Origin of the sequence: Mucilaginibacter psychrotolerans, from assembly GCF_004519315.1 — a bacterium.
GTDB lineage: Bacteria > Bacteroidota > Bacteroidia > Sphingobacteriales > Sphingobacteriaceae > Mucilaginibacter > Mucilaginibacter psychrotolerans.
In genome coordinates, this window is sequence record NZ_SOZE01000006.1 from 94916 (window position 1) to 117550 (window position 22635).

Below are 22635 nucleotides of genomic sequence, written 5' to 3' on the forward strand. Positions count from 1 at the left end.
GCAGCTTCGTTTTTTTATAATAAGATTTATTGTATCGAGGTACGTTACTGAACCTGTATTAACATTCGGATGGACTGCGCCGGAATGGTTTTTTTGACTACCATTTGCAAGTTCATTTGCGGCTGGTCATGGGCATAAATAGAGTAAGTGGTAGATACCATGCCCGCCATGTTACCTTTATCATCTAAGATAGGGCCACCGCTCGAGCCCTTTGCATAGTCGGCAGTAATCTCCATCCGGTTACCCATCGGCCCAATTTTATGATTGGCCGTTTTACGTGCTACCACGCCCTTGCTATAATAATATACATATTGCTCGGGATTGGTAAGGGTGTGAACGGTTTCTCCAACGGCAAGTTCTTTCCCCAGTGGTATGGGGCTAAGGTGATCAGTCCCGGTTTTGATCTTGAAGATAGCGGCATCCGCATTTTTATTAAATGATAAAATCCGCTCAATAGGGTAAATATCGCCTTTTAAGGTAACCACAAATGTAACGCTATCGTTAGCAGCAAGCATCTCTTCGGGTTGCACCATGCCCATAAAAACATGCCAGTTTGATACACATACGCCATCTTCGGTTAGTGCGGTAGCTGTTGCATAAAGCTGTACCTTTTCAGGTTCTCTTGCGGTAGCTGTAAAATATTTGTAGATCATTAAAACACCATCCTTGCGGTAATTCACTATTTGGGTGCCCTGCATTTGTTTGTTGCCGGGTGCGATTAATAATGATACCCGGGCTTTTGAATCAAGTGGGAGTTTAAGCGCTTGTTCCCTCAAACCGGCAGATCCGATAAACCGCACTTTGGCCTGTGCTTCTTTCAGGTGCTGTAATACATTGCCGGTGAGCTCTTCATAATCAATATAATCAGTATTTTTTTCAGTTTGAGCATGCCCGGATAAGTGCGACAGACACAGCAATATAAAAAGTGGAGCCATGATGGCCCCTTTTATTTTTGTTTTGAAATTAAATAAACTCGACATGGGCTATAAAAGTATGGTTGCCAATTTTGCTTCAAGCTCGTCACCGTGCAAGTCTTTTCCGATAATTTTTCCTGTGGGGTCAATCAAAAAATTAGTCGGCACAGCATTAATGTGGTAAAGTTGAACGGCATAACTTCCCCAACCCTTGAGGTCTGATACCTGGTCCCAGGTCAATCCATCTTTAGCTATCGCATCCATCCATTTTGCTTTTGCGTTATCGCCACCATCTAATGAAACGCCAAGTATGGTAAAGTTTTTAGACTTATACTTTTTATAGGCTTTAACTACATTGGGGTTATCCCTTCTGCAGGGGCCGCACCAGCTTGCCCAAAAATCTACCAGTACATATTTACCTTTGAATGAAGAAAGGCTTACATCCTGATCTTTGGTATTCTTTAAAACAAAATCAGGTGCCATGCCACCTACCGTTAGAGCCTTTGACTTTCCTATTTTATTTAAATAGGATTGGCCTGCAGGAGAAGCTTTCAACTCCTCACTAAAACTGTTAAACAAGCTGTCCGCTTTTTCGGGATATTTACCAGGATCTACAGCCGAACGCAACAGGTTTAAACTCACTAACGATTTAGGATGACTCTCTATAAAACCCATCTGAATCTGAAGCTTTGCTAATGCCATGCTCTCAAATGCCTGTTGTATTTGCGCCTGCTCATCGCTGTTGCCTTCTGCTGCTTTAAAGCCGGCACTCATTTCGGCCTCGGTTTTCTTAAAAGGCAGCAATAGCGAGATCATCTCCTGTTGATCTTTGTTCAAAGGCGTGCCACCAACGTTGGCTCTGAACAGCGAATCGGGCGTAGTTATTACTGTAGTCCCGTTCTCTAAATAAACCCCTACCTGATCGGGGCTCGGTCGCGAATTTAAATTTTCTCCGTTTTGTGCCACCATAACAAAGGCCTTCATGGGTACAGATACGTTGCCTTTAATGATAAATTTGCCGTCCGGCTGAACCGTGGCTGAGTCAAATTTCATCTGGCCTCTGTCCTGGTAAGCTACATAAGCTTTAGCCGGGAATTTTACTTTTCCTATCGTACCGTCAATCGTGTATTGTTGCTGTGCTGCTGCGGCAAAAGGTAATGCTGCCAGTACCGTGATTAATGCTTTTTTCAATGTATTAAGTTTTTTGTGAATTGTTGGAAAATACGCGCCTGTATTATACCGCCGCGCTGTTGAAAAATTATAAGAAAATGCTTTTTAGCTTTTGATTGAGATCATCTCCGCGTAAATCACGAGCTACGATTTTACCTGTAGGATCAATTAAAAAATTAGCTGGTATAGTGCTAATTTTGTAAAGTTTAGCAATCGGGCTCTGCCATCCCTGCAACTCAGATACCTGCTCCCAGGTTAACCCGTCCTTAGCAATAGCATCCATCCATTGCTGTTTGGCATTTTTGCCACCATCCAATGACACGCCCAAAACGGTAAAATTTCTATTTTTGAATTGGTGAAAAGAGGCAATCAGGTTTGGGTTTTCTGCCCTGCACGGCGCGCACCAGCTTGCCCAAAAATCAACCAGTACATATTTACCCTTAAAAGATGCGAGGGAGACATCCTCACCTTTGGTGTTTTTTATTGTAAAACCAGGAGCCTGGCTGCCCACCTCAACAGATTTGGCCTCTTCAATCACATTTTTATAAGTTTGGCCGTTGGCTGAGTTTCGCACATCCTCGGTTAAGCTGTTAAAAAGGCTTCGGGCCTTAACCATATCCTGAGCCGGGTCTACCGTTGTAAGAAGCAAGTTTAAACTCACCAATGAGTTAGGGTGATTTTCAATAAAAGTTTCTGTAGCCTCCTTTTGCTCGTTTTGGATCCCGGCAAATTCAGTTTTAAGTTTTTCCTGCTCATCGGGCTTACCTATAGCATTATCATATGCAGACACCAGAGCTTTACCCTTTTTTTTGTAGGGTTCCAACAAGTCAATCATTTGCTGCTGGTCGTCATTAAGTCTTGTACCGCTTACGGTAGCATGCACCAATGAATCTGTGGCATTAACGGTAACCGTTCCATCTTCAAGATACACAGCAACCATATCCGATCCGTCCATGTCCTTAATCGGAGTTCCGGTATGGCTCAATAAAACAAAGGCTTTCATTTTATTGATTTGCACGCCTTTAAAAACAAACTGGTTATTTACTAAAGTTGCAGAGTCCTGGTTTATTTTCTGATTTACCTTATAATTCAGGTACACTTTTGCCCCAGCGTCAACATTTTTAACGTTCACCTTGATAGTGTAATTTTGCTGTGCTACTGCGGCTAAGGGCAAGGCAATCAGTAGCATAATAATGTATTTGATCATCTTAATTTATTAATATTTTAAATTCCGTTAAGCTTATTTAACTCTTGCTCAAGTTCGGGATGTGATGGCAGGGGCATTTTAAGGTTTAAAACGTTGCCATCTTTGTCCAACAAGATAAACCGGGGGATCGCATTAATGCCAAATGCTTTCTCAAACACCTCGTCTCTAACCATCCACTGGATGCCACCCATTTGGGTTAGGTTAGGCCCTTTCCACCTCCAAACATGGCTGTCAATGGATATGCTAACAAAGGTTATCGCTTTGTTTTTCATTTTCGCTTCCAAAGAAACAATATAAGGGTACTGTGCGCGGCATGGTGCGCACCACGAGGCCCATACATCAATAAGTACGTATTTGCCTTTCAGATCGCTAAGCTTAACATTGCGCCCGTCGTATCCGCTTGTATCCCTGAATACAAATTCGGGGCATTTATCGCCAACCTTAAGTAAGGCAGAATCGGCTATGTTATTAGCCCTTGTTGGGGTAGCCAATGATTGAAATGAGGTTTTTGTATGTTGACTTTTATTGCGTGGAGTAGCATTTTTAACATACCCACTAACACTAAATAGCATAGCAGATACAGCAGTAATTAGAGTTGCCTTTAACATATCAATTTAATTTACAGTGGAATAGCTTATTGTTTATATTAAATTCCGGTGGTTGTATTATTTAGTAAAATAAAATCTGTAAGTATTTGGCCTGCTTCTGTTTTCATGAAGTCAAGGTCATCAGTTTGGGATTTTACCTCCCCCTTTTTTAATGCAGTAAACCCAATTGCTACGCGTAATTTATTATCTCGATCTAATGCTTTTTGGGTATTGCTATCTCGGGTCCGTTTAAACTCATCTTCATTTAACGAAAAGGGCTTAGGCTTTTCATTTTCCTGATAAGCTTTAACCAAATTATTATAGGCTTCATAGGCTACGTTTGTTTGATTACGTTTTCGGTAAAGGTTGGTTAACACGGGTAATACCCTATTAAATGATCCAACTTTGGTGTACTCGCTTTTGCCTATTGTATCCCATGGCATAGCTGAAGGTTCGTTATCTTCACCGTATTTTGACGGAGCTATATATGACGGAAGCTGAATATCGGGCGTAACGCCTTTATGCTGCGTTGAACTGCCGTTAATGCGGTAAAATTTCCCGATAGTAACGTTCAATTGTCCAAACTGGATTGGCGCTTCGTCCTCCTCATCAGCTCCGTTTTGGGCAGCCAGTTTCATAGCTACCTTATTCAAATCAATTTGAGTTTGTACACTACCTTTGCCATAAGTTTGCGATCCTAATATCAGGCCGCGTCCATAATCCTGTATCGCGGCTGAGAATATCTCTGAAGCAGATGCACTCGTACGATCAACTAAAACGGCAAGGGGGCCACCATAATATGTCGAAGTATCTATATCGCTGTTCACTTTAATGTGCTCATTCACTTCTCGTATTTGTACAACGGGCCCGGATGATATAAAAAGCCCCGTAAGACTAATCGCCTCATTTAAAGATCCGCCGCCATTGCCGCGTAAATCAATCATTATACCGTCTACCTTTTTTTGTTTCAAAGTATCCAACAATAATTTCACATCCCGCGTTGTACTTTTATAGTTGTGGTCGCCAGCTTCGTAAGCATTATAATCCAGATAAAAAGCAGGTATAACAATTACCCCTATTTTAACATCTTTTCCATTGGCTTTATATGTACGTATCTCCTCCTTGGCCGATTGATCGTCCAAAATAATCTTATCCCTAACAACTTCTATGATCTGGGGCTCCTCAGAGTCGCTTCGACCCTTTGCCAATACTTTGAGCTTTACAACGGTTCCTTTGGGCCCACGTATTAAAGCGATAGCATTATCAAGCCGCCAGCCTGTAACATCCTGAAACTGGCCATCCTTACCTTGAGCAATGCCTATAATACGATCGCCCGTATTAATCATCTTTGTTTTGTAGGCGGGACCTCCGGCAGTTAACCCTTTAATAGTTACATATTCATTCTCCAAAATTAGTGTTGCGCCAATACCTTCTAAAGCACGCGTTACCCCAACACTAAATTGTGAAGCATTAAAAGGGTTAAAATAAGCGGCATGAGGATCAACAGAAGCTGTAAATGCATTCATAAATAATTGAAAAACATCCTGACTAGACGCCTTGTCTGATTGATTCAACAGGCTTTGATACTTCTTTTTTAGATTCTCCTTGTTCTTGGCAATAGACGAATTGCCCAATTGAAGGCCAAGTAAATCATATTTTACTCGCTTATTCCACATCGCATCCATCTCAGCCTCAGTATTTATAAAAGGCTTTTTTCGGCGATCAGATATATAAACATCCTTTTTAGTGAAATCAAAATCAGCGTTGAGTTGAGCAATCGCATACTTCAGGCGTTGCTCGTATCTCATTTTATAGGTATTGAACATGCCAAAAACATGACTTAAATTACCATTTTGCAAATCATCGTCTAACAATGTTCTGTATTGCTCAAAACTGGCTACATCCCCTGCTAACAGATAGCTATGATTTTCGTCCAGGCTTTTTAAATACAGATTGAAAACCAAAACAGACAATGAATCGTTAAGAGGTACCTTTTTGTAATTATTGGTCATTAACATTTTAACAGCTAACCGGCATATTTCACTTTCGTTCTTACCTGGCTGTATATCACCCGTCGGGTATGTCTTAACTGTTGAAAAAGCTACGTTATTGAATAGTATGGACAAACAAACTACGGCCCCAAGGCCCATTTTTTTAAACATTTGGTATAAATTAAATTACGGAAACAGATAAATCAGTTACTCAGAAAAAACCGGATATAAGCCCTGCACGAGTCGTTGGCTACAGGTGGCACCCCATACTCCGATGCGGTATAGGTAACAATTTTTACCCCCATAACATACCATTGAAAGGTTTGTAAATTTGCCTTATTGGGAAAGTGGAGCGTTAAATAATCGCCGCTTAATAATGATTTTGCTGGCACATAAACCAGATCTTTACTAAGCGCAGCGGTATTGTCGGGCATAGGTATGCCAGGGAAAAATTCATTGGTTATCGCATCGTTGAGCTCATCTTGCGTAAGCAGGGTTGCCTTTACGCTGACATCGTGGGCAGGAAACAGGGTAGTGAGTGTTGTCCTCAAATTAACTGACTCCGGAACAACATCGTAAGTAACATCTATTGCCCCGCTGCCCAGCCTGTTGGCTTGTGTTCCATCAATGGTGCTTACATCATACATTTTGGCTTTCAGGTCGCCCTTGGTAACAAATACTTTAAAAAAGAAAACGGAGTATTTTAACTGAGAACCTTTTTTTGCGGCCAGGGTAACGGGCACAAGGTAAGTGGTGCTATCTTTCAGCTGGCTGCCGTCATCCAATAAAACATAAATCGAATCTTTGGCTTGTGCAGAACCTTTTTCTACTGCAAAGGCCCCGTTATGGGAAACCAAGAACGCCCCTAGTGGTATAGACGGGTTTTTTTCCTGATAGATTTGATTATATTGAGATACCAATGATGGGTCGACAACTGAGGTTACGGTATCGTTGGTTTTTGCAGCTTTATTTAGTAACACTGGCACCCCAATATAGTGCGGTGTAAAGCTATAATTAGAGCCGTTTAAGGCCAATACGTTGCCTTCTTCAACATAAGAAACCATCCCGCTGGCTAATTTGGATTGTAGTGTATCTACCTCACTCGTGTTTTTTTTACACGAAGCAAACCCTATTCCTATCAAACAAAGAAGCAAAGCCCCTTTTATGCTCAACATAGGCCAGTGATTATTATGATATATTTCGTATAACATGATCTTTTTTAATTGAATATTAAAAGTTGTCTTTATTATCTGGGATTTTGAATAATGTTTGGATTAGCAGCTATAACCGTTGGACTGAACGGTACCAGGTAGCGACCAGAGCCCGCAGGTAACGTAGCTAAAATAGTATTGCCGAAATAGTCAAGACGTGTAAGGTCCTTTTTAAAGGCGGCATCTTTATTCAGTCTTTTAAGGTCAAATAACCGAAGCCCGCCGTGGTAAAACAATTCACGTCTCCGTTCATCCAGTACATAGCCTAAAATATTATCAGCAGTGTAGGTACGGCTATCGTCTACGTAAGTAGGTAGCCTGTTGGCTCTAAGTGTGGTGAGCAATGCTCCGGCTGCGTCTACCGCGCCGCTGCGGGCCAGGCACTCCGCTTTAATCAGCATTACTTCAGGTACACCAACGCTGTTGTCGAATACCATAGAATTACCGGTTGCAACCAGATAGGAAGCCGGCGTATACCTTGACGCGGACATGAATTTTTTAGAGTACCTCAAATCGGACCTGGTTAAAATTGCCGTTAAATCCGAACTCGGCATAATCGTAGCGGTATAAAAGGAATAAAAAGCGAGGTCTGTAGTTATCCGCCCTAACAATATCTCTGGATTGGTTATCAGATCTGGTAGTTGCGAGGGGCTTGCATAACTGCTTGCGCTATAGTTTTGTAAAGTACTTTGCGTGGCTAAAACAGAATCCGCATAGTTGGATGCCGAGGTATAATCACCCTGATATAAATAAGCTCTTGCCAATAAGGCATAACCCGATGCCTTTCCCGGATGGATAATATCAGATCCTTTACTTTTTAAAAATGGGTTTTTGACCGCGGTTTTCAGGTCGGCTATCACCTGGGCATAAACCTGTGCTACGCTTGCCCTGGGCAGTAAGGTGTAATTATTAGGTGTAATAACCAGCGGCACACCTGGGTCTGTGGCTGATGTAGTAGCATCATAAGCCGCACCATAGGCATTAACCAGCTGCAGATAATACCATGCTCTGTTAATGAGTGCTTCTGAAATAACATTACTTTTATTCTCCGGTGTATTGTAATTGTCGGCAGGTGCCGCGTTAATCCGGTCTAAAATGATATTCATTTGCAATATCCTCGAATAAGTAGAATTATACATCTCGTCCACGTCAGACGGGTTCCAGATGAGGCTTTGCCATAAATACCCTCGCAGGTAGTAGTTGGTAGAAGCACCCACCTGTCCGTCTGAAAGCAAAAGGTCGTCGCTCATTACGTCCAACATAAAGAAATGGCATTTGCTCAACGAATCGCTGTTCAGCATCTCCTGAAAATCCTTAACCGAAGTGGGGTTAATGCTTGTTGTTGAAGGTGATACATCTAAAAACTTTTTACAGCCAGACAGTGACCCTAGGGTACAAATTGTCAAAACAAAAAATACTAATCTTTTATACATCGTTATATCACTTAAAAATTCACACTTATATTACATGAGTAGATCCTTGGCAGGGGATTGCCTATCCTTCCATCCGCGCTGATTGTTGCCGGGTCAATATGATATTTATTCCTTGCCCAAAAGGCTATGTTTTGTACCTGTACGGTTACCACCATAAAGCTTAAACCGTATTTTTTAAGGTATTTATTGGGTACGTTAAAGCCCATCATCACCTCCTGCAAACGAATGTTGTCGGCAGATAATATACTATTGCTGGAATAGCGGGTAACAAACTCCCTATAACTGTTGGTACCAGACTCGCTTATCCTCGGAACATCTGTAAATTTTTCATCTCCTGGTTTTTGCCACCTGTCGGCCACAAGGCTGCTGTTTTCCACATCGCTTCCCGGGTAAGGACGGTAATATCGCATCACGTACCCTAAATTGAACGTCAGGGCCGCGCGGGCAAAAAACTGGTGCAGCCTGAACTCCTGTATTAAACCCCCAGTCCAGGGGGCCTTAGTAACACCTTGTTTTACTAAGGCGCCGGCTACAGTAGCGCTGTCAAGGGTCGAGGTTATTTCCCCGTTCTTGTCGTAAATCTGAGGATCGCCGCTCGAGTTAAGACCCGCCCATTTCGGGGCCCAAATATTGCTTACATCGTAACCATCCCTTAAGGCCACTGTATAATCACTGGTTGCTGTAAAATTTGTTACAGGAACACTTCTGGCAATGTTGGTATTGTGTGCACCATTTATGGTTATACTATAACTGAAATTATCATTTTTGATAAGATCAGCATTTAGGAAAAATTCAACACCTCTGTTGGTTATACTGCTATAGCTTACATGGTTTGATAAGCCAGTACTTGGATCGGTTAAAACATTCAGGTTATTACTTAAACCGCTGGAGGTTTGGTCATAATACCGCAAGTCTAAATTATATTTATTATTGCTGATACCGATTTTACCATGCGCCTCAAAAGTTCGGTTTGCTGCCGGAAGCGCAGTAAAATCATTATTGATAGCCTGGCTGTATGAGCCATCCGTTGCAATATTTGTACTCTGCATTAATGACAACCCTTGGTATGGGCTGATTTCCTGCAAAGTCGCGTTAAACTCCAGGGTGCTTATAATTTTCGATTTAAAAAAACTTTCCCTACTCAGATAGTAGTTAAAACTGCCGTTATATTGAGCGTTCCCTTCCGGCGATTTGTCATAATTAAGGCGTAAGTTCAATAGTTTTTTTCTCAAAAACATAGCCACGCCAGTGCTGAGGTATTTTGATGTTACAACCTTATCTGGAATACTACTATTAGAGTTTGTAGTTGATAAATCGCCTTTTGTTTTTTGCGTATTAAAGGCCCCGTATGCAACAAACGTACTATCCGCGAAAGCAAGCGTTAATTTTTCATATAAATTTTTTGAACTCTGTCCTTGCTGCTGTGTAGGCGTAGTGCCGTTAACCCAAATGGTGTAATTATTAAAATAGCTTTGCAAATACCTTGTGTTGCTATACTGTGCCGGCAAATTGGGCATTTGAATGCCTTGATTACCTACAGATAAAAAAACATCTTTTAAAAAGCCGTTCCAGTTTTTAACCACGCGCCCCGTAACGTCACTTTGGTAGGATGATTGTACAGAGTATATTGCTGATTGCCCGTACAGAGGACTCAGATTTGCTATATACGAGCCGGTAGCTCTTATTCTGTCTGAAAATCTATATTCAAGCGACGCATTGCCGTTAAGGTTACGGGTTAAGGAGGTATCTCCCCCCTGTCGTTGTGTTAAAGAATAGGGGTACTCAGAGGAAGAAGACCCTGTGAAGAGTGAGTAAAAATTATTAATCGTAGATTGTGTTGAAGGGCTTGTTGGTAAATAAACAGGTGTGCTTGTCTTTGTTTTTTGATTATAACCATACAATATATAATTAGATGGACTACTGGTAGAAACACTGGAAGCTGCACCTCCTATACCCAAATTAAAAGTATGCTTACCAATAGTCTTGGAGTACGACAGGCCGGATCGTACGTTCCAGTTATCATATGCCGAATTGCTGGAATTTAGGATATCCCCGTAAGGAAGGTAAAAGTTTACACCGTTAGTGCCTAATTGCCCATACTTATCTACCAATTGCCTTGTATAGCTTGATTCCGCGCCGTATAAGCTACTGGCAGTGTTGTCTTTATGGGTGTAAACCATAGCCGAAGCCCATGTTAAGCCGGGTAACAAATTCCAGTTCATGTTAAAATTGGACTGTTTGTTTATTACCTTATTGGAAATATTATTCACCCTCGCGTCTTCCAGTAGGTTTACCCCGTAATTTTTATACCCACGGGATTCAATCAATTGATTTCCCGTAGCCGATAACTTGGTATAATCATAATCATAATTGCCTTGCCCGTCCACCAGCATCTGGTATGGATCCAGCCCTACATTGGTTGGAGAAAAGTTATACCCGGATTTAGTTTTTGCGTCGGAATAATTGATAAGCCATCGTATATGCAGCTTATTTTTTAACAGTTTGAAACTATTATTAAGGCTAAATGAATAGGTACGGTTTTTGCCGCCAAGGTCGTTACCTTGCCCACCAGTGTAATTGCCAATGGCAGTATATTTATAAGCCTGACTGCCGCCGCTTACTGTTAAGCTATGGGTTTGATTAAAAGCATCTTGTTGAAGCATGTTCAACTGACTATCGTTATTTAGCCCGGATAGGGAATCCCATTGGGTATTGAATTTTTCTTCGCTAATTGTACCCAGCCTTTTTTGACCAAGTAACTGCTTCGCCGGCGAAAGGCCAAACTGTGTGCTCCCGTAGCTGTTGGTTAAAGTAGAATCAATATCCCGGAGGTAATCTAAATAAGTACGTGTATTAGCCAATTTTAATTTTTCCCTGTTAAATTTGGGTGCTGGCGAATAGTAAAAGCTGCCTGAGTAATTAATTTGTAATTTTCCTGCCTTGGCCGATTTTGACTTGATCAGAATAGCGCCGCCGGCGGCCTTTGAGCCCCATTTGATTAGCTCTTTAGGATCCTTAATTACTTCTATAGACTCTACATTGGTCATTGGATAGTTAGCAGGAAACCCATCTTGAGGGAAACCATCGATAACCACGAGCATATTGGAGGTACCGCTCCCAAAATTGTTTGCCCCTCTTATTTCAGGCACCAATGAATTACTAACCGTAGTAATGGTATTAATATGGTAAAAATCGCTGATAGATTTCGGCACATTTGTGCCCTTTAGCAGAACATCAATAATATTCTGCCCTTCTCTTTGACCTTTATAAATCAAAAAATCTTCTACCGAAAAGCGCCTGAACGCGTTAACCGGGATGTTGCCATCTCTATATACGTAAGCATCCACACTAGTTACCGTTTTGGTACTTGAGTTAACTACTTGTAAACTTAAACCAGGGATAGTACCTTGCAACACTTGCGACAGGTTCATATAACTCCGGTTTTCCAGATCGATGAATTTGGTAGGATTCTCTTTAACGTCATTTGATAAAATTTTCACCTCTTCCAGATCTATGGTTTGATAGTTCCCTTTTTTCATCACAATTTCCAAATAAGTGCTATCTGAATAACCGACAGTTTTTTTGGAATAACCAGGAGTGGATAAGGTGATGTAACCTGAACTGCCACCCTGTATTTTGAACTCGCCATTAGCGTTTGAAAGTGTTTCATTACCCAGTTTCGTCTCCTTTATCGCAACATCTTTTATTGGCAATCCATTCTCATCTACTACCTTACCTTGCAGAAGTATCGCTATTTTTTTTTGCGCAGGTACGTTCTGATCCGCATTCTCGGCCTTTTGTGTTTCTTTTTTTACCAATATGGTTTGAGCAATAATTTTATATGTTAAAGGAAGAGGCTTAAATACCTTGTTTAACACATCCTGAATTGACCCATTATCTATACTGACAGTTACTTTGGGGATTCCCTTGATGTCCTGGCTATCGTACAAAAAGGTAAATTTGGATTGCTGCTCAATTAATTTAAATATCTTTTGAACATTAGTCGCTTTCTCGTGAATAGTGATCTGGCTATAGCTTTTGATGCCTGACATCAAAAAGCCTATGGTGATTATGAGGGCTGTTAAATTAATCCGCATAATAACTCTCCTTTCTGAGTTTGTATTTTATAAGATATTTTTCGGAGCGATATGTAGCAGAATGTGTTTTTTTTGCCGGGAGCACCAATACGCCCGGCAAGGGTTTAGACAAACCATTTAAATTCATACTTTTGTAATGTTTGGGTTGAATGTTAATACTCGATTGCCAAATTGCTTTTTAATGGTTAACCAGGACATTGACCGGTAAGTGCGACAACACTTCCCGGTTTTTTTTTTGGTAACCAATCTGATGATGATCTTTTGATCTTTACTTGAGATGTAGATTTTTTTTCATTTTCAATTGTTAAGGGTGAATATTTAATTAATTAGCATGATGTGCTTTTGAGTTAGTTTTTTACAATGATTTTTCGTCCTTCAATGCTGGAGTGCACATTGAAGTAAGTGAGCATTTGCAGAAATTCTGAGGCTTTTACGTTGCGTTTGATCTTTCCTGAAAATTGTCTTTGCGGAATTTTACCTTCGTACTCGATATCTACATCATACCACCTGGCGGCCTGGCGCATAATGGCTTCTATACTGGCATCATTGATCTGAAACAAGCCATTTTTCCAGGCTATTACCTGTTCGATATCCGCGTCCCTAATCTGGATAGGTCCAGACAATTTACTCACAGCTTGCTGCCCGGGCTTAAGAAAGGCAGAAAAACTATTATTCAGTTGCCGTATTTTTACAGAACCCTCCAGTAAGGTTGTTTTGATATCCGGTTCGTCATTATAGCTATTGATATTGAAATGCGTACCCAGCACTTCAACTTCCTGGTTACCTGCTTTAACAAAGAAAGGTTTCGTTTTATTTTTAGCAACTTCAAAATAAACTTCTCCGGTAATTTCCACATGCCTCTCCTTACCTGTAAACGAGGTAGGAAAAGTAATAGAAGATACTGAATTTAACCATACCTTACTGCCATCAGCCAGCAAAACCTGATATTGCCCGCCTTTTGGTGTGTTAATGGTATTGTAAGAAGGCTTAGTTCCTTTTTCCGGATCTGTCGATGCGGAAGCGTCGTAGCTGACCTCACCATCATGTGTTTTGGTAACTGCGATATTTCCCTGGCTGGCCAATTTTCCGTTCTTGGCATCAGTAAGGATAATTTTTGACCCGTTGCTTAATGTCAACATCGCTTTGTTCCCTCCTGGGGTAAAATCGATTTTCGCGTTTGAAGTGCCGGTTGTTTGCTTGTAGGTAAAGAGATAAGCGCCTACAGTCATGAAAATTAATATTGATGCAGCTACTGCATATTTAAGCCAACCATTCTTATGGCGGATTTTAATAGCTGCCTCATGTTGTTCTGCATAAACGATGCCCGCCTGAATTTGCTGCAGCATTTTTTCCCTTTTACCCAGGATAAACGGATTTTGCTCCGGCACGTAAGCCTGATACGCATCTTCCATCAGCATCGCTAATTCCTCATCCGAATCTGACGCACTGATCAAAAGCATTAACTCAATCCGCTCTTCAGCAGTAGCCGTTTTATCAAAATATTTCTTAAATAAATCAGCCAAGCGATTTTTCTGTGTCATAATATTGATAATAGCGTCCTAAATTGATGCTATTTTAATACTAAAGACACATTGATGTGCAAATGGGAGTAATTGAATTTTATTTTTTTATAAAAAAAATAAAGGCGCGGATAAAATCGCTACAATTACGATGTCATTTTGAGGAGATAGTTCATTTTTGATGAAACGAAGTGCCAATGCAACGTGTTTTTTTACCGTTTTTGGAGAAATATTTAAAAGGTTAGCAATTTCTTCGTGCTTTAAATGCTGCTCCCTACTCAATTTATAAATTTTTTTCTGTTGAGGAGGAAGTTTTTCAACCGCATCATCAATCAATATCCGGTATTCTTCTGCCAAGGACGAATTATCGGCCGTGTAAGTATCTTCTTCAAATTGTGTTAGCCACTCCATTTGCCTTGCTGTATCGTTAGCTTTTTTTCGCAGTTGGTTTAAAGCATGATTTTTGGACAGGATAAATAAATAATAACAGAAGTTGTCCAATTCGGGGAGTGTTTCTTTCCTAAGCCAGATTTTTATAAAAACATCTTGTACAACTTCTTCAGTAACTTCAATCGATTCCGTAAGTTTATAAACATACTCACCGATTTGTTTATAGTAGGCATCAAAAAGTTCGGTAAATGCACGCTGGCTCCCAGTTGCAACTAATGCAAGTAAATCTGCTTCATTTTTTATGGGTCTTAGGGCCACCGTGTCAATTAAGCTTTAAAGTTATGTAAAATGTATGTGATTTTTGTTTAGGGCCGCATGTTTGTAAACAGAACGAGCGCTATTACTCAAAACCCAACTCTGGCGAGCATGGTTAACTCATTGGTTCTTATGCTCTCCAGACTAAACGAATACTTGCCTATCTGCGGCAGCGAGGCTGGCTGCGCAATGGAACCCGGCGCGTAGCGCGTGGTGCAATGCAGTAACCTACCGTAGCGGAGTGGCCTCTCTATCATAAACACTTCACTTATTTGCCTTAACCTTTTCAAGCTTTCGCTTAGCCTCTTTGTGATCCTTTTCAGCTTGCGCTGCTACTGCTTCGGCAGCAATAATCGCTTGCTGTTTGACCATTGCTTTTTCTGCCTTTTCTATAAATCCCTTGGGGTCTTCCTCCAACTTTGTATCGATAGCCTTAGCTACGTCAGGATAAAGCGCCCTAAATAGCCAGAAATTATAGGCTTCACGATTCAGGTGATCATTTTGATGATAAAAATATAATGCCGTGCCGACTGATCCGGCCGTTATTATAAAACAAACCACCAGGCCAATGATCAAATTTTTTGACCAAGCACTAAATGATGACTGTTTTTCACGCGGATAACTTTCGGTACTGTCGCCACAACATCTTTTAATTCATCGATCTGCTGCCGGATTTTCTGATCGTAATATCACGCTGCTTACTCATACCGCTGCACCTACGTTAACCGCCACTCTGTCGTCGGCAAAGGCGCTCACTACCGGTCAAAGCTTTATTCATCACTTTGTGGTTAAATCAGGCAATGTAGTTGTGCCTAACGCGTTAGTTGATGTCGAGGACCCGGTTTTAGGTTACTGCACTACGGTCAGGGCTAATGCGCAAGGCATGCTCGACTATGTAAGCAACGTGCCGACCTTTTTAACTTCTGGCTTTTATATGTTCCGTTTTAATCTTAGCGGGGGCAATTCTCGGACAAGCACTGTATCGGTTTATAAAAATACCAGTTTCAATTACCTGCGCCATGCGTCGATGGTACTAAATATAGCCTCGCCAGAATCTATTAGTCAGGCACAATTGGTTTTGGGCATCAGGGCGCAAAATTTTGCCAATTTTGACATAAACACCGCAGCATATTTAGTCAATTCGCTGGGTCAGGATATCGTGAATGATGCTATGAGCACTCCGGTAACTAAATCTGTTTTAACGGTTTCGGGAATTGGCTGTGCCAATCCGCCATCATCTGAAATTGCTTGCCCAGTTTTTTTCACAACACTTGTCGACGCTATCACGGTTTCTACTGCTAAAGTAATTGCTAAAAGGGTGATTGCGCGGGTACCAATGTCAACAGCGCTGCGTAACAATCTAAACAATGTGGTAGATATTGGCGCAGTTGGGTACAGCGTCAGCGTATTTAAACTGGATCAGGGCGTAACTTTATTCAGTGATGCGACGGCCATAAACTGGGATTTGAATAACATTCAGCAATCACTAATTTCTCAGGGAGATACCTTTAAGAGCCTGACTTTGGCGGGCATTATTAATTCAGGCCCAAATGCGGGGCAAATGTGTATGCTTGTTGTCACAGCAAATCCCCAAAATATCCCTACAGGTCAATTGATTATAAAAAATGGAACAGTTACAAGTTTTGGCAATCTATCGACAAATACAAGCAAATTTATAACATTGCCATTAGTTAATTTAGGAGCGGCACCTATAAAAGTATCAGGAATTGGAGTTAATTCACCGTTTTCAATATTACAGCAGACAGTTACAGTTCCGGCAAATAGCAGTGTAGACGTGGTCCTAAGTTTTAAGCCGACCAGTAAAGGTTACTTTGATTCACCAATTACAATTAAATCAAATGCATCTAATCCGACCGTTTCTTTCCATACGGGTGGAACAGGGATTTGATGACTTCTATAAATATATTAAATATATAATAAGTAAATCCAGGCTCGCCCAATCTTAGCAAAACACAACTCGAACCCGAAAAAGGCATTATATTGAAAGTCGCGATTCATCCTGTTTCTTTTGCTACTTTTCTTTGAAAAGAAAAGTAGTCCGGGATACCCAGTTCAACCTCATAGTTTGCAAGCAATGAGCAATAAGGTAAAAGGATCAAAGATTGACGACATTAATGTCGTCGACGTTTCACTTAGCTGGCAAGTCGTTTCAAATCATTCAAAAAGCGGTTCGATATCTTTCCCCTACGGGCTACGAAAAACAATATCGAAAGATGCTAAAAACCTGCAAATCAAATGATTGCAGGTTTTTTTGTTTCTATCAAACACCATTTTATGCACCCAATTGCAACAAAAAAGACGCAAATTCGGTGCGTACCTAAATGGGAAAATGCTACGCACCGAATTGCTCATAATTAATTGATTATCAAGATGTTCAATCATTAAACATCTTGATAATAGCAGGCTACAAACTTACTTTTGTTTCACTTTTAAGCTTGTAATTATGAAAAGTAATTTCCATCTGCTTTTTTACCTGAGAAAGCAAAAAAACTACAAAGGGGGTGCGATGCCCGTCTACATGCACATCACTGTTAGCGGCAAACGCGTGGATATATCTGTAGGACGCGATTGCGATCCGGCCAAATGGAACAATCATGCGGGACGTGCAATTGGAACCAAAGAAGACATCAAGTCACTTAACAACTATCTCGACAGCCTGCAAACCAAACTTCGGAATGCACACCAGGTATTAATTGATTCAAACCAGCAGGTAACAACCGAAAACTTGCATAATCAGTTCACAGGGAAGAACCAAAAAAGCCGTTTCCTGATGGAATTATTCAAAGAGCACAATGCTAAAGTTAAGGCATTAATAGGAAACGGCTTTGAGCCTAATACATTGAAAGGGTATAACACATCTGAAAAACACCTTACTGGTTTCCTGCAAGAAAAATATGGTAAAACAGATATAGAGATCAGCCAATTAAACCATGCTTTTATTACTGACTTTGAGTTTTACCTGAAAGCAAGTTGTAAAATCACCGGTGTATCCGCTGCCAAATACATTAAGCATCTTAAAAAAATAGTTAAGCATTGTATTGCTAATGGCTGGCTAAAACAAAATCCATTCATCAATTTCAAATCGTCTGCAAAAGCAAAAGAACGTACTTATTTGACACAACAGGAACTGGATGCGATCGCCAATAAAAAATTTGTTGTTGAACGTTTAATACAGGTGAGGGATGTCTTTGTCTTTTGCTGTTATACCGGATTGTCTTATGCTGATATTAAAAAGCTAAGAAGAAATGAAATTGGCATTGGCATGGATGGCGAGCAATGGATATTTACCACCCGACAAAAGGCAGATACATCTTCAAGGATACCGCTTTTACCCGCAGCGTTAGAAATTTTGAACCGCTATCAAGAGCACCCGCAATGTGAAAATCAGGGCTTACTATTGCCTGTTTTGAGTAATCAAAAGATGAATGCCTATTTAAAAGAAATAGCAGACTTATCTGATGTATTTAAGCATTTAACATTTCACTTAGCAAGGCACACATTTGCTACCACAGTTACACTTTCCAATAATGTGCCTATTGAAACAGTTAGCAAAATGCTCGGCCACACGAATATTAAAACCACACAGCACTACGCTAAAATATTGGATTTGAAAGTTAGCCAGGACATGGCCGCTCTTAAACAGAAATACGCTGGAATTTAGTTTTATAATCTCTAAGGTCACATTTTGCGACCTTAGAGATTATCATTTTTAAAAAGACAAAAAAATAATGGAAAATCAATTAATACCTGATGAAATAATCATGAATCAAATCTATTACATAAGAGGCCAGAAAGTAATGTTGGATTTTGATTTGGCAAAATTGTACGAAGTAGAAACCAAACAGCTTAAAAGACAAGTAAGAAGAAATCTTGAACGATTCCCCGATGACTTTATGTTTGAGCTTTCACAAGGCGAATATCAAATTTTAAGGAGCCAAATTGGCACCTTAAAACAAGGGGAACATACTAAATACTTGCCAATGGTTTTCACAGAACAGGGTGTAGCCATGTTATCTAGCGTTTTAAACAGCAGTAGGGCTATCAAAGTAAACGTTCAAATCATACGCATATTTACACATATTCGCCAAGTGATAATGGATAACACCGAATTGCGGTTGGAAATTGAAAAGATTAAGTCCAAGCTTGAGAATCAAGACAAAAGCATGGAAATCGTGTTCCGTTATCTTGATGAATTAATTGATAACAAAGAAATTCAGAATCCACGTAAAACCATTGGATTTAAACCTGACGGATTTTAGCACTTTATATATTCAGCACGCCATCTAGCTAAATATTAAAAACATCCGAAAATTACCCGTTGCGGAAATATATAACTTCGATACGATTGACTTCTTATCGCTTCGGGAGGCGCGGCCTTTTCCCTCGCGGCGTGGCTTGCCGCGGATATCGACCGGCCGACGCAGATTTTTCTACTTCCGGGTATCCCGGTGAACGAACTGCTTGCGTTTTATCTTCCGCAAACCTAACACTGATTACCCGCCCGTCAATTTCAGCCTGGTCAAGGGCTTCAACAGCACGATCAGCCCCTATCCTACCTGCCATACTAATAAAGCTGTAACCTTTGTTTTCGCCCGTAATTTGATTGGTAACAACAGTGACGTTATCAACTATACCGTGGTTGCTGAACAATTCAACAAGTTCAATCTCTTCCATGTCCCTTGGAAATCCGACGATAAATAGTTTTGCCATACTCCTGCAAATATAAGATTGGTTTGTATTCTTTCAGCACACACCTATCCATTGCAATGCGTAAACAACCAAGAGCAGCAAGCAGCAAGAATGTCAAGGCCGTGCACCGCTGAAAGCGGCGGCACGCTTGTATAGCCTTTACGTTCTTGCTGCGGTGCTATTTTTGTGGCAGCAGTGCAGTGGATAGTGTTACCGTATATTTTGAATACCGCTGTTGTGAGCGCAGCGAACATCAGCGTACCGCACCGAGGCTTGCAGCGAAATGGAACCCGGCGCGGCAGCGCGTGGTGGAATGAAGCTGCGTGCCGCAGGTGCTGCCAATATCATTTAATGGATAGTATTTTCGTAAATCAAAGCCTGAAACTTAAAGCCCAGATGGAGGTATAGGCGATAAATGCTCCTGCCCTTCTATACTATCGATGAAATCCTTGTATACCTTTTCCGCTGTGCCCAGGAATTCAGGGATAATTTTTGTCAAGCTATCGACTACCGCTTTATCTAATTGATAACTGCTGCTATAACGCGTTTTAGAATAAGCTTCCCGCAAAAGTTCGAAGAGTTGCACGCCCTCTTGCGTATCCAGTCTAAATACTTGCTTTATCTCATCCGTAAACATTAGGGTGATCCTTAACATACGGGATAGGTTGTGCACATGCAGCTTATAACCTAATACCGAACTGATCAAGGCGATGAAGCCGCTTTCAATGGCTTGATGCATGCAAAACGCCGCCAGGTTATAAATTTTCCGCTCCTGATAATATTGCGCGCCCAACCAGAACTCATTTGCCTGACTGCTCCATTTCTTATAATCCAGTTCCGCTTTTTTTGCAATGCTTTCCTTTGACAATTCCGGTAATACCGGCATCACGAAATCATCGGAACTGTACGCATAGCTGCCATTCCTTATCGCGTCGATAAAGAATCGCCGTTCCTCCGTCAATGCCGTCTCATAGCCTGAAAGCTTATGGGAAAAGGCAAAGACATGCGATAGCGGCCTGCACTTGTCTTCTATCTTATTATTGACTTGGTCAGTATGGTCCAGAACATGAGCTGGCTCAGCGACAGGCTGAAAGCAGCGCCGCTTCCACTGTCCCGAAGCGCATCTGTAAAGCTACAGATATAAACAGCCGATGCGAGGAAAAATAAAGAGATCACGATCCATGTATAAAAAATGGATTTACGATAGTGAATGATCGTAATGTGGGGGATGCCATCTTTTTTCTGCAGTTCGGACATGCCCTCCCAGCCGATCGATGCATTAAGGTTAGCGAAGTTCTGGTAAAATTTATCTGTGTTGGCGTAAAAAAACCGCCAGGCCTCGCGCGTAGTTTCGTTCCGCCTGAGGGATATGAAAACTACTGCGGAATCGCTGAGTGCCGGAGTGTCGCCGGATGTAACCTGCAGCTTGGTGATGCTGCTCATCCAGTCGGAGGTAATGCCTTTCATCTCCACACCGTTTACATACAGCACAACTTTGCTATTGTCGGTCGGCCTGGAACTTAAAAATGCTTTAGGATTGCTGATGACGAATTTGACGATATTTCCAGGATAGACAGCTACGGAAATATTACTATTGTTGACATCGATATTATCAGAGACCGCGTTTTTCGCCTGTGATATGTTGAGATAGACGGGCCTGATAGCGATAACTTTTGGTATGGTTAGCGGTACGGTCTTGGGTGCCGTTGCCGCAGCGGGATTTTGTTTTTTTGTGGAATCGGTTATTGCGGTAGTGGTTGCACCCGGTGTTTGGGCAATGACCGGTTTGTTCAACATCGTCAGGCTCAGGCCGACGAGCGAGATGATGAAGGTTTTTTTTAGTGATTTCATGTTACAGGTGATAGGTTCTATAAAAATATCAAAAAAACAACAAGCGAACAAGTGTATCTATCTAAAAGTTAATGATTTATTCTTTTTTTAGATTTGACCCGATTTTTGCCAGTACATTAGTTTTATCCTCCTCGTAGATCTGCGACGTAAAGATGTCGAGATCAATCTGGATATTATCAGGAACAGTATAAATACGCTTGCATTCTTCAGACCAGGTCAGAAAACCATTAGCCGGCAGCGGTCAATCCTGGGCATTTCAGCAATTCCTCCATGACCCATAATGTATCCTTGTCATTCATCAGCCTGATAAAGATCACCTACAGCGGCTCGACCCAAAGGATGACAGTGCAAGAGCGAATAAACGCCTGTCTGCCCGAGCCAGACACACGCACCACCGAAAGCAACCAAAACATCAATTCTATCGAACCGAACTGGAGGAGCTCGAAGAGCCGTGGCCATGCACGCCGCTCCCGTGGCCCAGCTCCAGATCGGTTTGGTAACTTTCTACCGGTAATTTCCTTTGTAGTTCCCGTACCAGCCTGCCGGCTATCGCTTTTACTTTCTTATCAGCTTTAGCTGCTTTTACGCCAAACGTGTCGTGGGCGATTTGGCGGCAGAAAAGATATTTGGCATAAGGGGGAATGGCACCTCATTGGCGACACCCCAAATTGCCGATGCCGTATATTATGCAAAATGCTATGAGCAACTCAACAAGCTATCGGAACCTTTTATGATTGTTGAGGTTATTCGAAATGCACCTTTCTCCTCTGGAAGAAAAAAACTACCAAAAGGGGTCGATTGTAAGGCTTACTACGGAAATGGCATTTTGCAGGCTCATACACCATTGAACTTTCCCGTTCACACACCTTAATTTCTTGAAGAGAGAAAATGTGACTTGGATAACGCATACTTCCCTTTTTTTTAGAATCAACTTTGGTTTAAGAAAAAGTCATGATAGCGAACCGAAGTTGGCGAGTAAGGAACTGATGTTGGAAACAGAACTGTCGCGGTTAATCCTTACTTCACCAACTATTCAACAATATTTCTTTGAAATAAATAAAGAAGATCCCGTGAAATTCACTACGGAAGAACGACGAGAATTGGTTATTTTTCTGCAAGTAGACGGCAGAGCCTCCCACGCTTTAAAGGCGAAAATTGATGAAGCCTTTATAAATTTGTAACGCGGCTTACACCTTCTACCTTTAATCTACAAAGACGTCCGCAGATGCAACATTGCCG

21 protein-coding genes are annotated in these 22635 nt (G+C 41.3%); 6 read left to right on the forward strand and 15 right to left on the reverse strand.

The window, feature by feature from the left end; translation table 11 throughout:
- Nucleotides 1–44 precede the first annotated feature (44 nt).
- The 12 genes from E2R66_RS08445 to E2R66_RS08495 all read right to left on the reverse strand — a co-directional run bounded on the left by E2R66_RS08445 (nucleotide 45) and on the right by E2R66_RS08495 (nucleotide 15411).
- Complete coding sequence (locus tag E2R66_RS08445) at nucleotides 45–935, reverse strand: S1 family peptidase (protein ID WP_158288358.1); 891 nt, start codon at nucleotides 933–935, stop codon at nucleotides 45–47.
- 48 nt (nucleotides 936–983) lie between these two features.
- Nucleotides 984–2105 (reverse strand): TlpA disulfide reductase family protein, encoded by a 1122-nt coding sequence (locus E2R66_RS08450; protein WP_240049263.1) that lies wholly within the window; start codon nucleotides 2103–2105, stop codon nucleotides 984–986.
- Nucleotides 2106–2172: 67 nt separating this feature from the next.
- The gene (locus E2R66_RS08455; protein WP_133228713.1) at nucleotides 2173–3291 is read right to left on the reverse strand and encodes a TlpA disulfide reductase family protein; all 1119 of its coding nucleotides are present in this window, start codon (nucleotides 3289–3291) and stop codon (nucleotides 2173–2175) included.
- A 17-nt stretch (nucleotides 3292–3308) separates the two neighbouring features.
- Nucleotides 3309–3899 (reverse strand): TlpA family protein disulfide reductase, encoded by a 591-nt coding sequence (locus tag E2R66_RS08460; protein WP_133228715.1) that lies wholly within the window; start codon nucleotides 3897–3899, stop codon nucleotides 3309–3311.
- A 38-nt stretch (nucleotides 3900–3937) separates the two neighbouring features.
- Nucleotides 3938–6040 (reverse strand): carboxy terminal-processing peptidase, encoded by a 2103-nt coding sequence (locus E2R66_RS08465; protein ID WP_133228717.1) that lies wholly within the window; start codon nucleotides 6038–6040, stop codon nucleotides 3938–3940.
- A 32-nt stretch (nucleotides 6041–6072) separates the two neighbouring features.
- On the reverse strand, nucleotides 6073–6933 hold the full coding sequence (locus E2R66_RS08470; protein ID WP_158288359.1) for a DUF1735 domain-containing protein: 861 nt from the start codon (nucleotides 6931–6933) through the stop codon (nucleotides 6073–6075).
- 182 nt (nucleotides 6934–7115) lie between these two features.
- Complete coding sequence (locus E2R66_RS08475; RefSeq protein ID WP_133228721.1) at nucleotides 7116–8513, reverse strand: RagB/SusD family nutrient uptake outer membrane protein; 1398 nt, start codon at nucleotides 8511–8513, stop codon at nucleotides 7116–7118.
- A gap of 11 nt (nucleotides 8514–8524) precedes the next feature.
- Entirely contained in the window at nucleotides 8525–12610 is a 4086-nt protein-coding gene (locus E2R66_RS08480; protein ID WP_133228723.1) for a SusC/RagA family TonB-linked outer membrane protein, read from the reverse strand.
- Between the two features lie 347 nt (nucleotides 12611–12957).
- A complete protein-coding gene (locus E2R66_RS08485) occupies nucleotides 12958–14151 on the reverse strand; it encodes a FecR family protein (RefSeq protein WP_133228725.1) in 1194 nt (397 codons plus the stop codon).
- Nucleotides 14152–14238: 87 nt separating this feature from the next.
- On the reverse strand, nucleotides 14239–14838 hold the full coding sequence (locus E2R66_RS08490; protein WP_158288360.1) for an RNA polymerase sigma-70 factor: 600 nt from the start codon (nucleotides 14836–14838) through the stop codon (nucleotides 14239–14241).
- An 86-nt stretch (nucleotides 14839–14924) separates the two neighbouring features.
- Nucleotides 14925–15092, reverse strand: coding sequence for a hypothetical protein (locus E2R66_RS28290; RefSeq protein WP_158288361.1), 168 nt, complete (start codon nucleotides 15090–15092; stop codon nucleotides 14925–14927).
- A 7-nt stretch (nucleotides 15093–15099) separates the two neighbouring features.
- Nucleotides 15100–15411 (reverse strand): hypothetical protein, encoded by a 312-nt coding sequence (locus E2R66_RS08495; protein WP_133228729.1) that lies wholly within the window; start codon nucleotides 15409–15411, stop codon nucleotides 15100–15102.
- 208 nt (nucleotides 15412–15619) lie between these two features.
- On the opposite strand from E2R66_RS08495, the gene E2R66_RS08500 reads away from it, so the two are divergent.
- From E2R66_RS08500 to E2R66_RS08510, 3 genes are all read left to right on the forward strand, one after another.
- Entirely contained in the window at nucleotides 15620–16744 is a 1125-nt protein-coding gene (locus E2R66_RS08500) for an Ig-like domain-containing protein (RefSeq protein WP_133228731.1), read from the forward strand.
- 555 nt (nucleotides 16745–17299) lie between these two features.
- Nucleotides 17300–18517 (forward strand): site-specific integrase, encoded by a 1218-nt coding sequence (locus tag E2R66_RS08505; protein ID WP_133228733.1) that lies wholly within the window; start codon nucleotides 17300–17302, stop codon nucleotides 18515–18517.
- A 67-nt stretch (nucleotides 18518–18584) separates the two neighbouring features.
- A complete protein-coding gene (locus tag E2R66_RS08510; RefSeq protein WP_133228735.1) occupies nucleotides 18585–19115 on the forward strand; it encodes an ORF6N domain-containing protein in 531 nt (176 codons plus the stop codon).
- A 94-nt stretch (nucleotides 19116–19209) separates the two neighbouring features.
- Here the strand turns inward: E2R66_RS08510 and E2R66_RS08515 are convergent, their stop codons facing one another.
- The 3 genes from E2R66_RS08515 to E2R66_RS08525 form a co-directional block, all read right to left on the reverse strand.
- Nucleotides 19210–19566 (reverse strand): RNA recognition motif domain-containing protein, encoded by a 357-nt coding sequence (locus E2R66_RS08515; protein ID WP_133228737.1) that lies wholly within the window; start codon nucleotides 19564–19566, stop codon nucleotides 19210–19212.
- Nucleotides 19567–19930: 364 nt separating this feature from the next.
- Nucleotides 19931–20506: a HEPN domain-containing protein gene (locus E2R66_RS08520; RefSeq protein WP_133228739.1), complete on the reverse strand. Its 576-nt coding sequence runs from the start codon at nucleotides 20504–20506 to the stop codon at nucleotides 19931–19933.
- 68 nt (nucleotides 20507–20574) lie between these two features.
- Nucleotides 20575–21396, reverse strand: a complete 822-nt coding sequence (locus E2R66_RS08525) for a hypothetical protein (protein ID WP_133228741.1) — start codon at nucleotides 21394–21396, stop codon at nucleotides 20575–20577.
- Between the two features lie 270 nt (nucleotides 21397–21666).
- On the opposite strand from E2R66_RS08525, the gene E2R66_RS08530 reads away from it, so the two are divergent.
- From E2R66_RS08530 to E2R66_RS08535, 3 genes are read left to right on the forward strand one after another with little or no spacing between them, the layout of a single operon-like run.
- Nucleotides 21667–21972, forward strand: coding sequence for a hypothetical protein (locus tag E2R66_RS08530; protein ID WP_134737916.1), 306 nt, complete (start codon nucleotides 21667–21669; stop codon nucleotides 21970–21972).
- Nucleotides 21973–21994: 22 nt separating this feature from the next.
- Nucleotides 21995–22267 (forward strand): hypothetical protein, encoded by a 273-nt coding sequence (locus tag E2R66_RS28295; RefSeq protein ID WP_158288362.1) that lies wholly within the window; start codon nucleotides 21995–21997, stop codon nucleotides 22265–22267.
- A 4-nt stretch (nucleotides 22268–22271) separates the two neighbouring features.
- Nucleotides 22272–22577 carry a hypothetical protein gene (locus tag E2R66_RS08535; protein WP_133228743.1) on the forward strand — a complete coding sequence of 102 codons (306 nt, stop codon included), beginning with the start codon at nucleotides 22272–22274 and terminating at the stop codon, nucleotides 22575–22577.
- The last annotated feature ends 58 nt before the right edge of the window (nucleotides 22578–22635 follow it).

Excerpts from the sequence above, each read along its gene's own strand:
- E2R66_RS08465 (WP_133228717.1), bottom strand. The coding sequence starts at position 6,040 with ATGTTTAAAAAAATGGGCCTTGGGGCCGTAGTTTGTTTGTCCATACTA.
- E2R66_RS08480 (WP_133228723.1), bottom strand. The coding sequence starts at position 12,610 with ATGCGGATTAATTTAACAGCCCTCATAATCACCATAGGCTTTTTGATG.
- E2R66_RS08455 (WP_133228713.1), bottom strand. The coding sequence starts at position 3,291 with ATGATCAAATACATTATTATGCTACTGATTGCCTTGCCCTTAGCCGCA.
- E2R66_RS08530 (WP_134737916.1), top strand. The coding sequence starts at position 21,667 with ATGACCCATAATGTATCCTTGTCATTCATCAGCCTGATAAAGATCACC.
- E2R66_RS08445 (WP_158288358.1), bottom strand. The coding sequence starts at position 935 with ATGGCTCCACTTTTTATATTGCTGTGTCTGTCGCACTTATCCGGGCAT.
- E2R66_RS28290 (WP_158288361.1), bottom strand. The coding sequence starts at position 15,092 with ATGATAGAGAGGCCACTCCGCTACGGTAGGTTACTGCATTGCACCACG.
- E2R66_RS08505 (WP_133228733.1), top strand. The coding sequence starts at position 17,300 with ATGAAAAGTAATTTCCATCTGCTTTTTTACCTGAGAAAGCAAAAAAAC.
- E2R66_RS08460 (WP_133228715.1), bottom strand. The coding sequence starts at position 3,899 with ATGTTAAAGGCAACTCTAATTACTGCTGTATCTGCTATGCTATTTAGT.
- E2R66_RS08475 (WP_133228721.1), bottom strand. The coding sequence starts at position 8,513 with ATGTATAAAAGATTAGTATTTTTTGTTTTGACAATTTGTACCCTAGGG.
- E2R66_RS08470 (WP_158288359.1), bottom strand. The coding sequence starts at position 6,933 with ATGGTTTCTTATGTTGAAGAAGGCAACGTATTGGCCTTAAACGGCTCT.
- E2R66_RS08515 (WP_133228737.1), bottom strand. The coding sequence starts at position 19,566 with ATGGCAAAACTATTTATCGTCGGATTTCCAAGGGACATGGAAGAGATT.
- E2R66_RS08525 (WP_133228741.1), bottom strand. The coding sequence starts at position 21,396 with ATGAAATCACTAAAAAAAACCTTCATCATCTCGCTCGTCGGCCTGAGC.
- E2R66_RS08485 (WP_133228725.1), bottom strand. The coding sequence starts at position 14,151 with ATGACACAGAAAAATCGCTTGGCTGATTTATTTAAGAAATATTTTGAT.
- E2R66_RS08510 (WP_133228735.1), top strand. The coding sequence starts at position 18,585 with ATGGAAAATCAATTAATACCTGATGAAATAATCATGAATCAAATCTAT.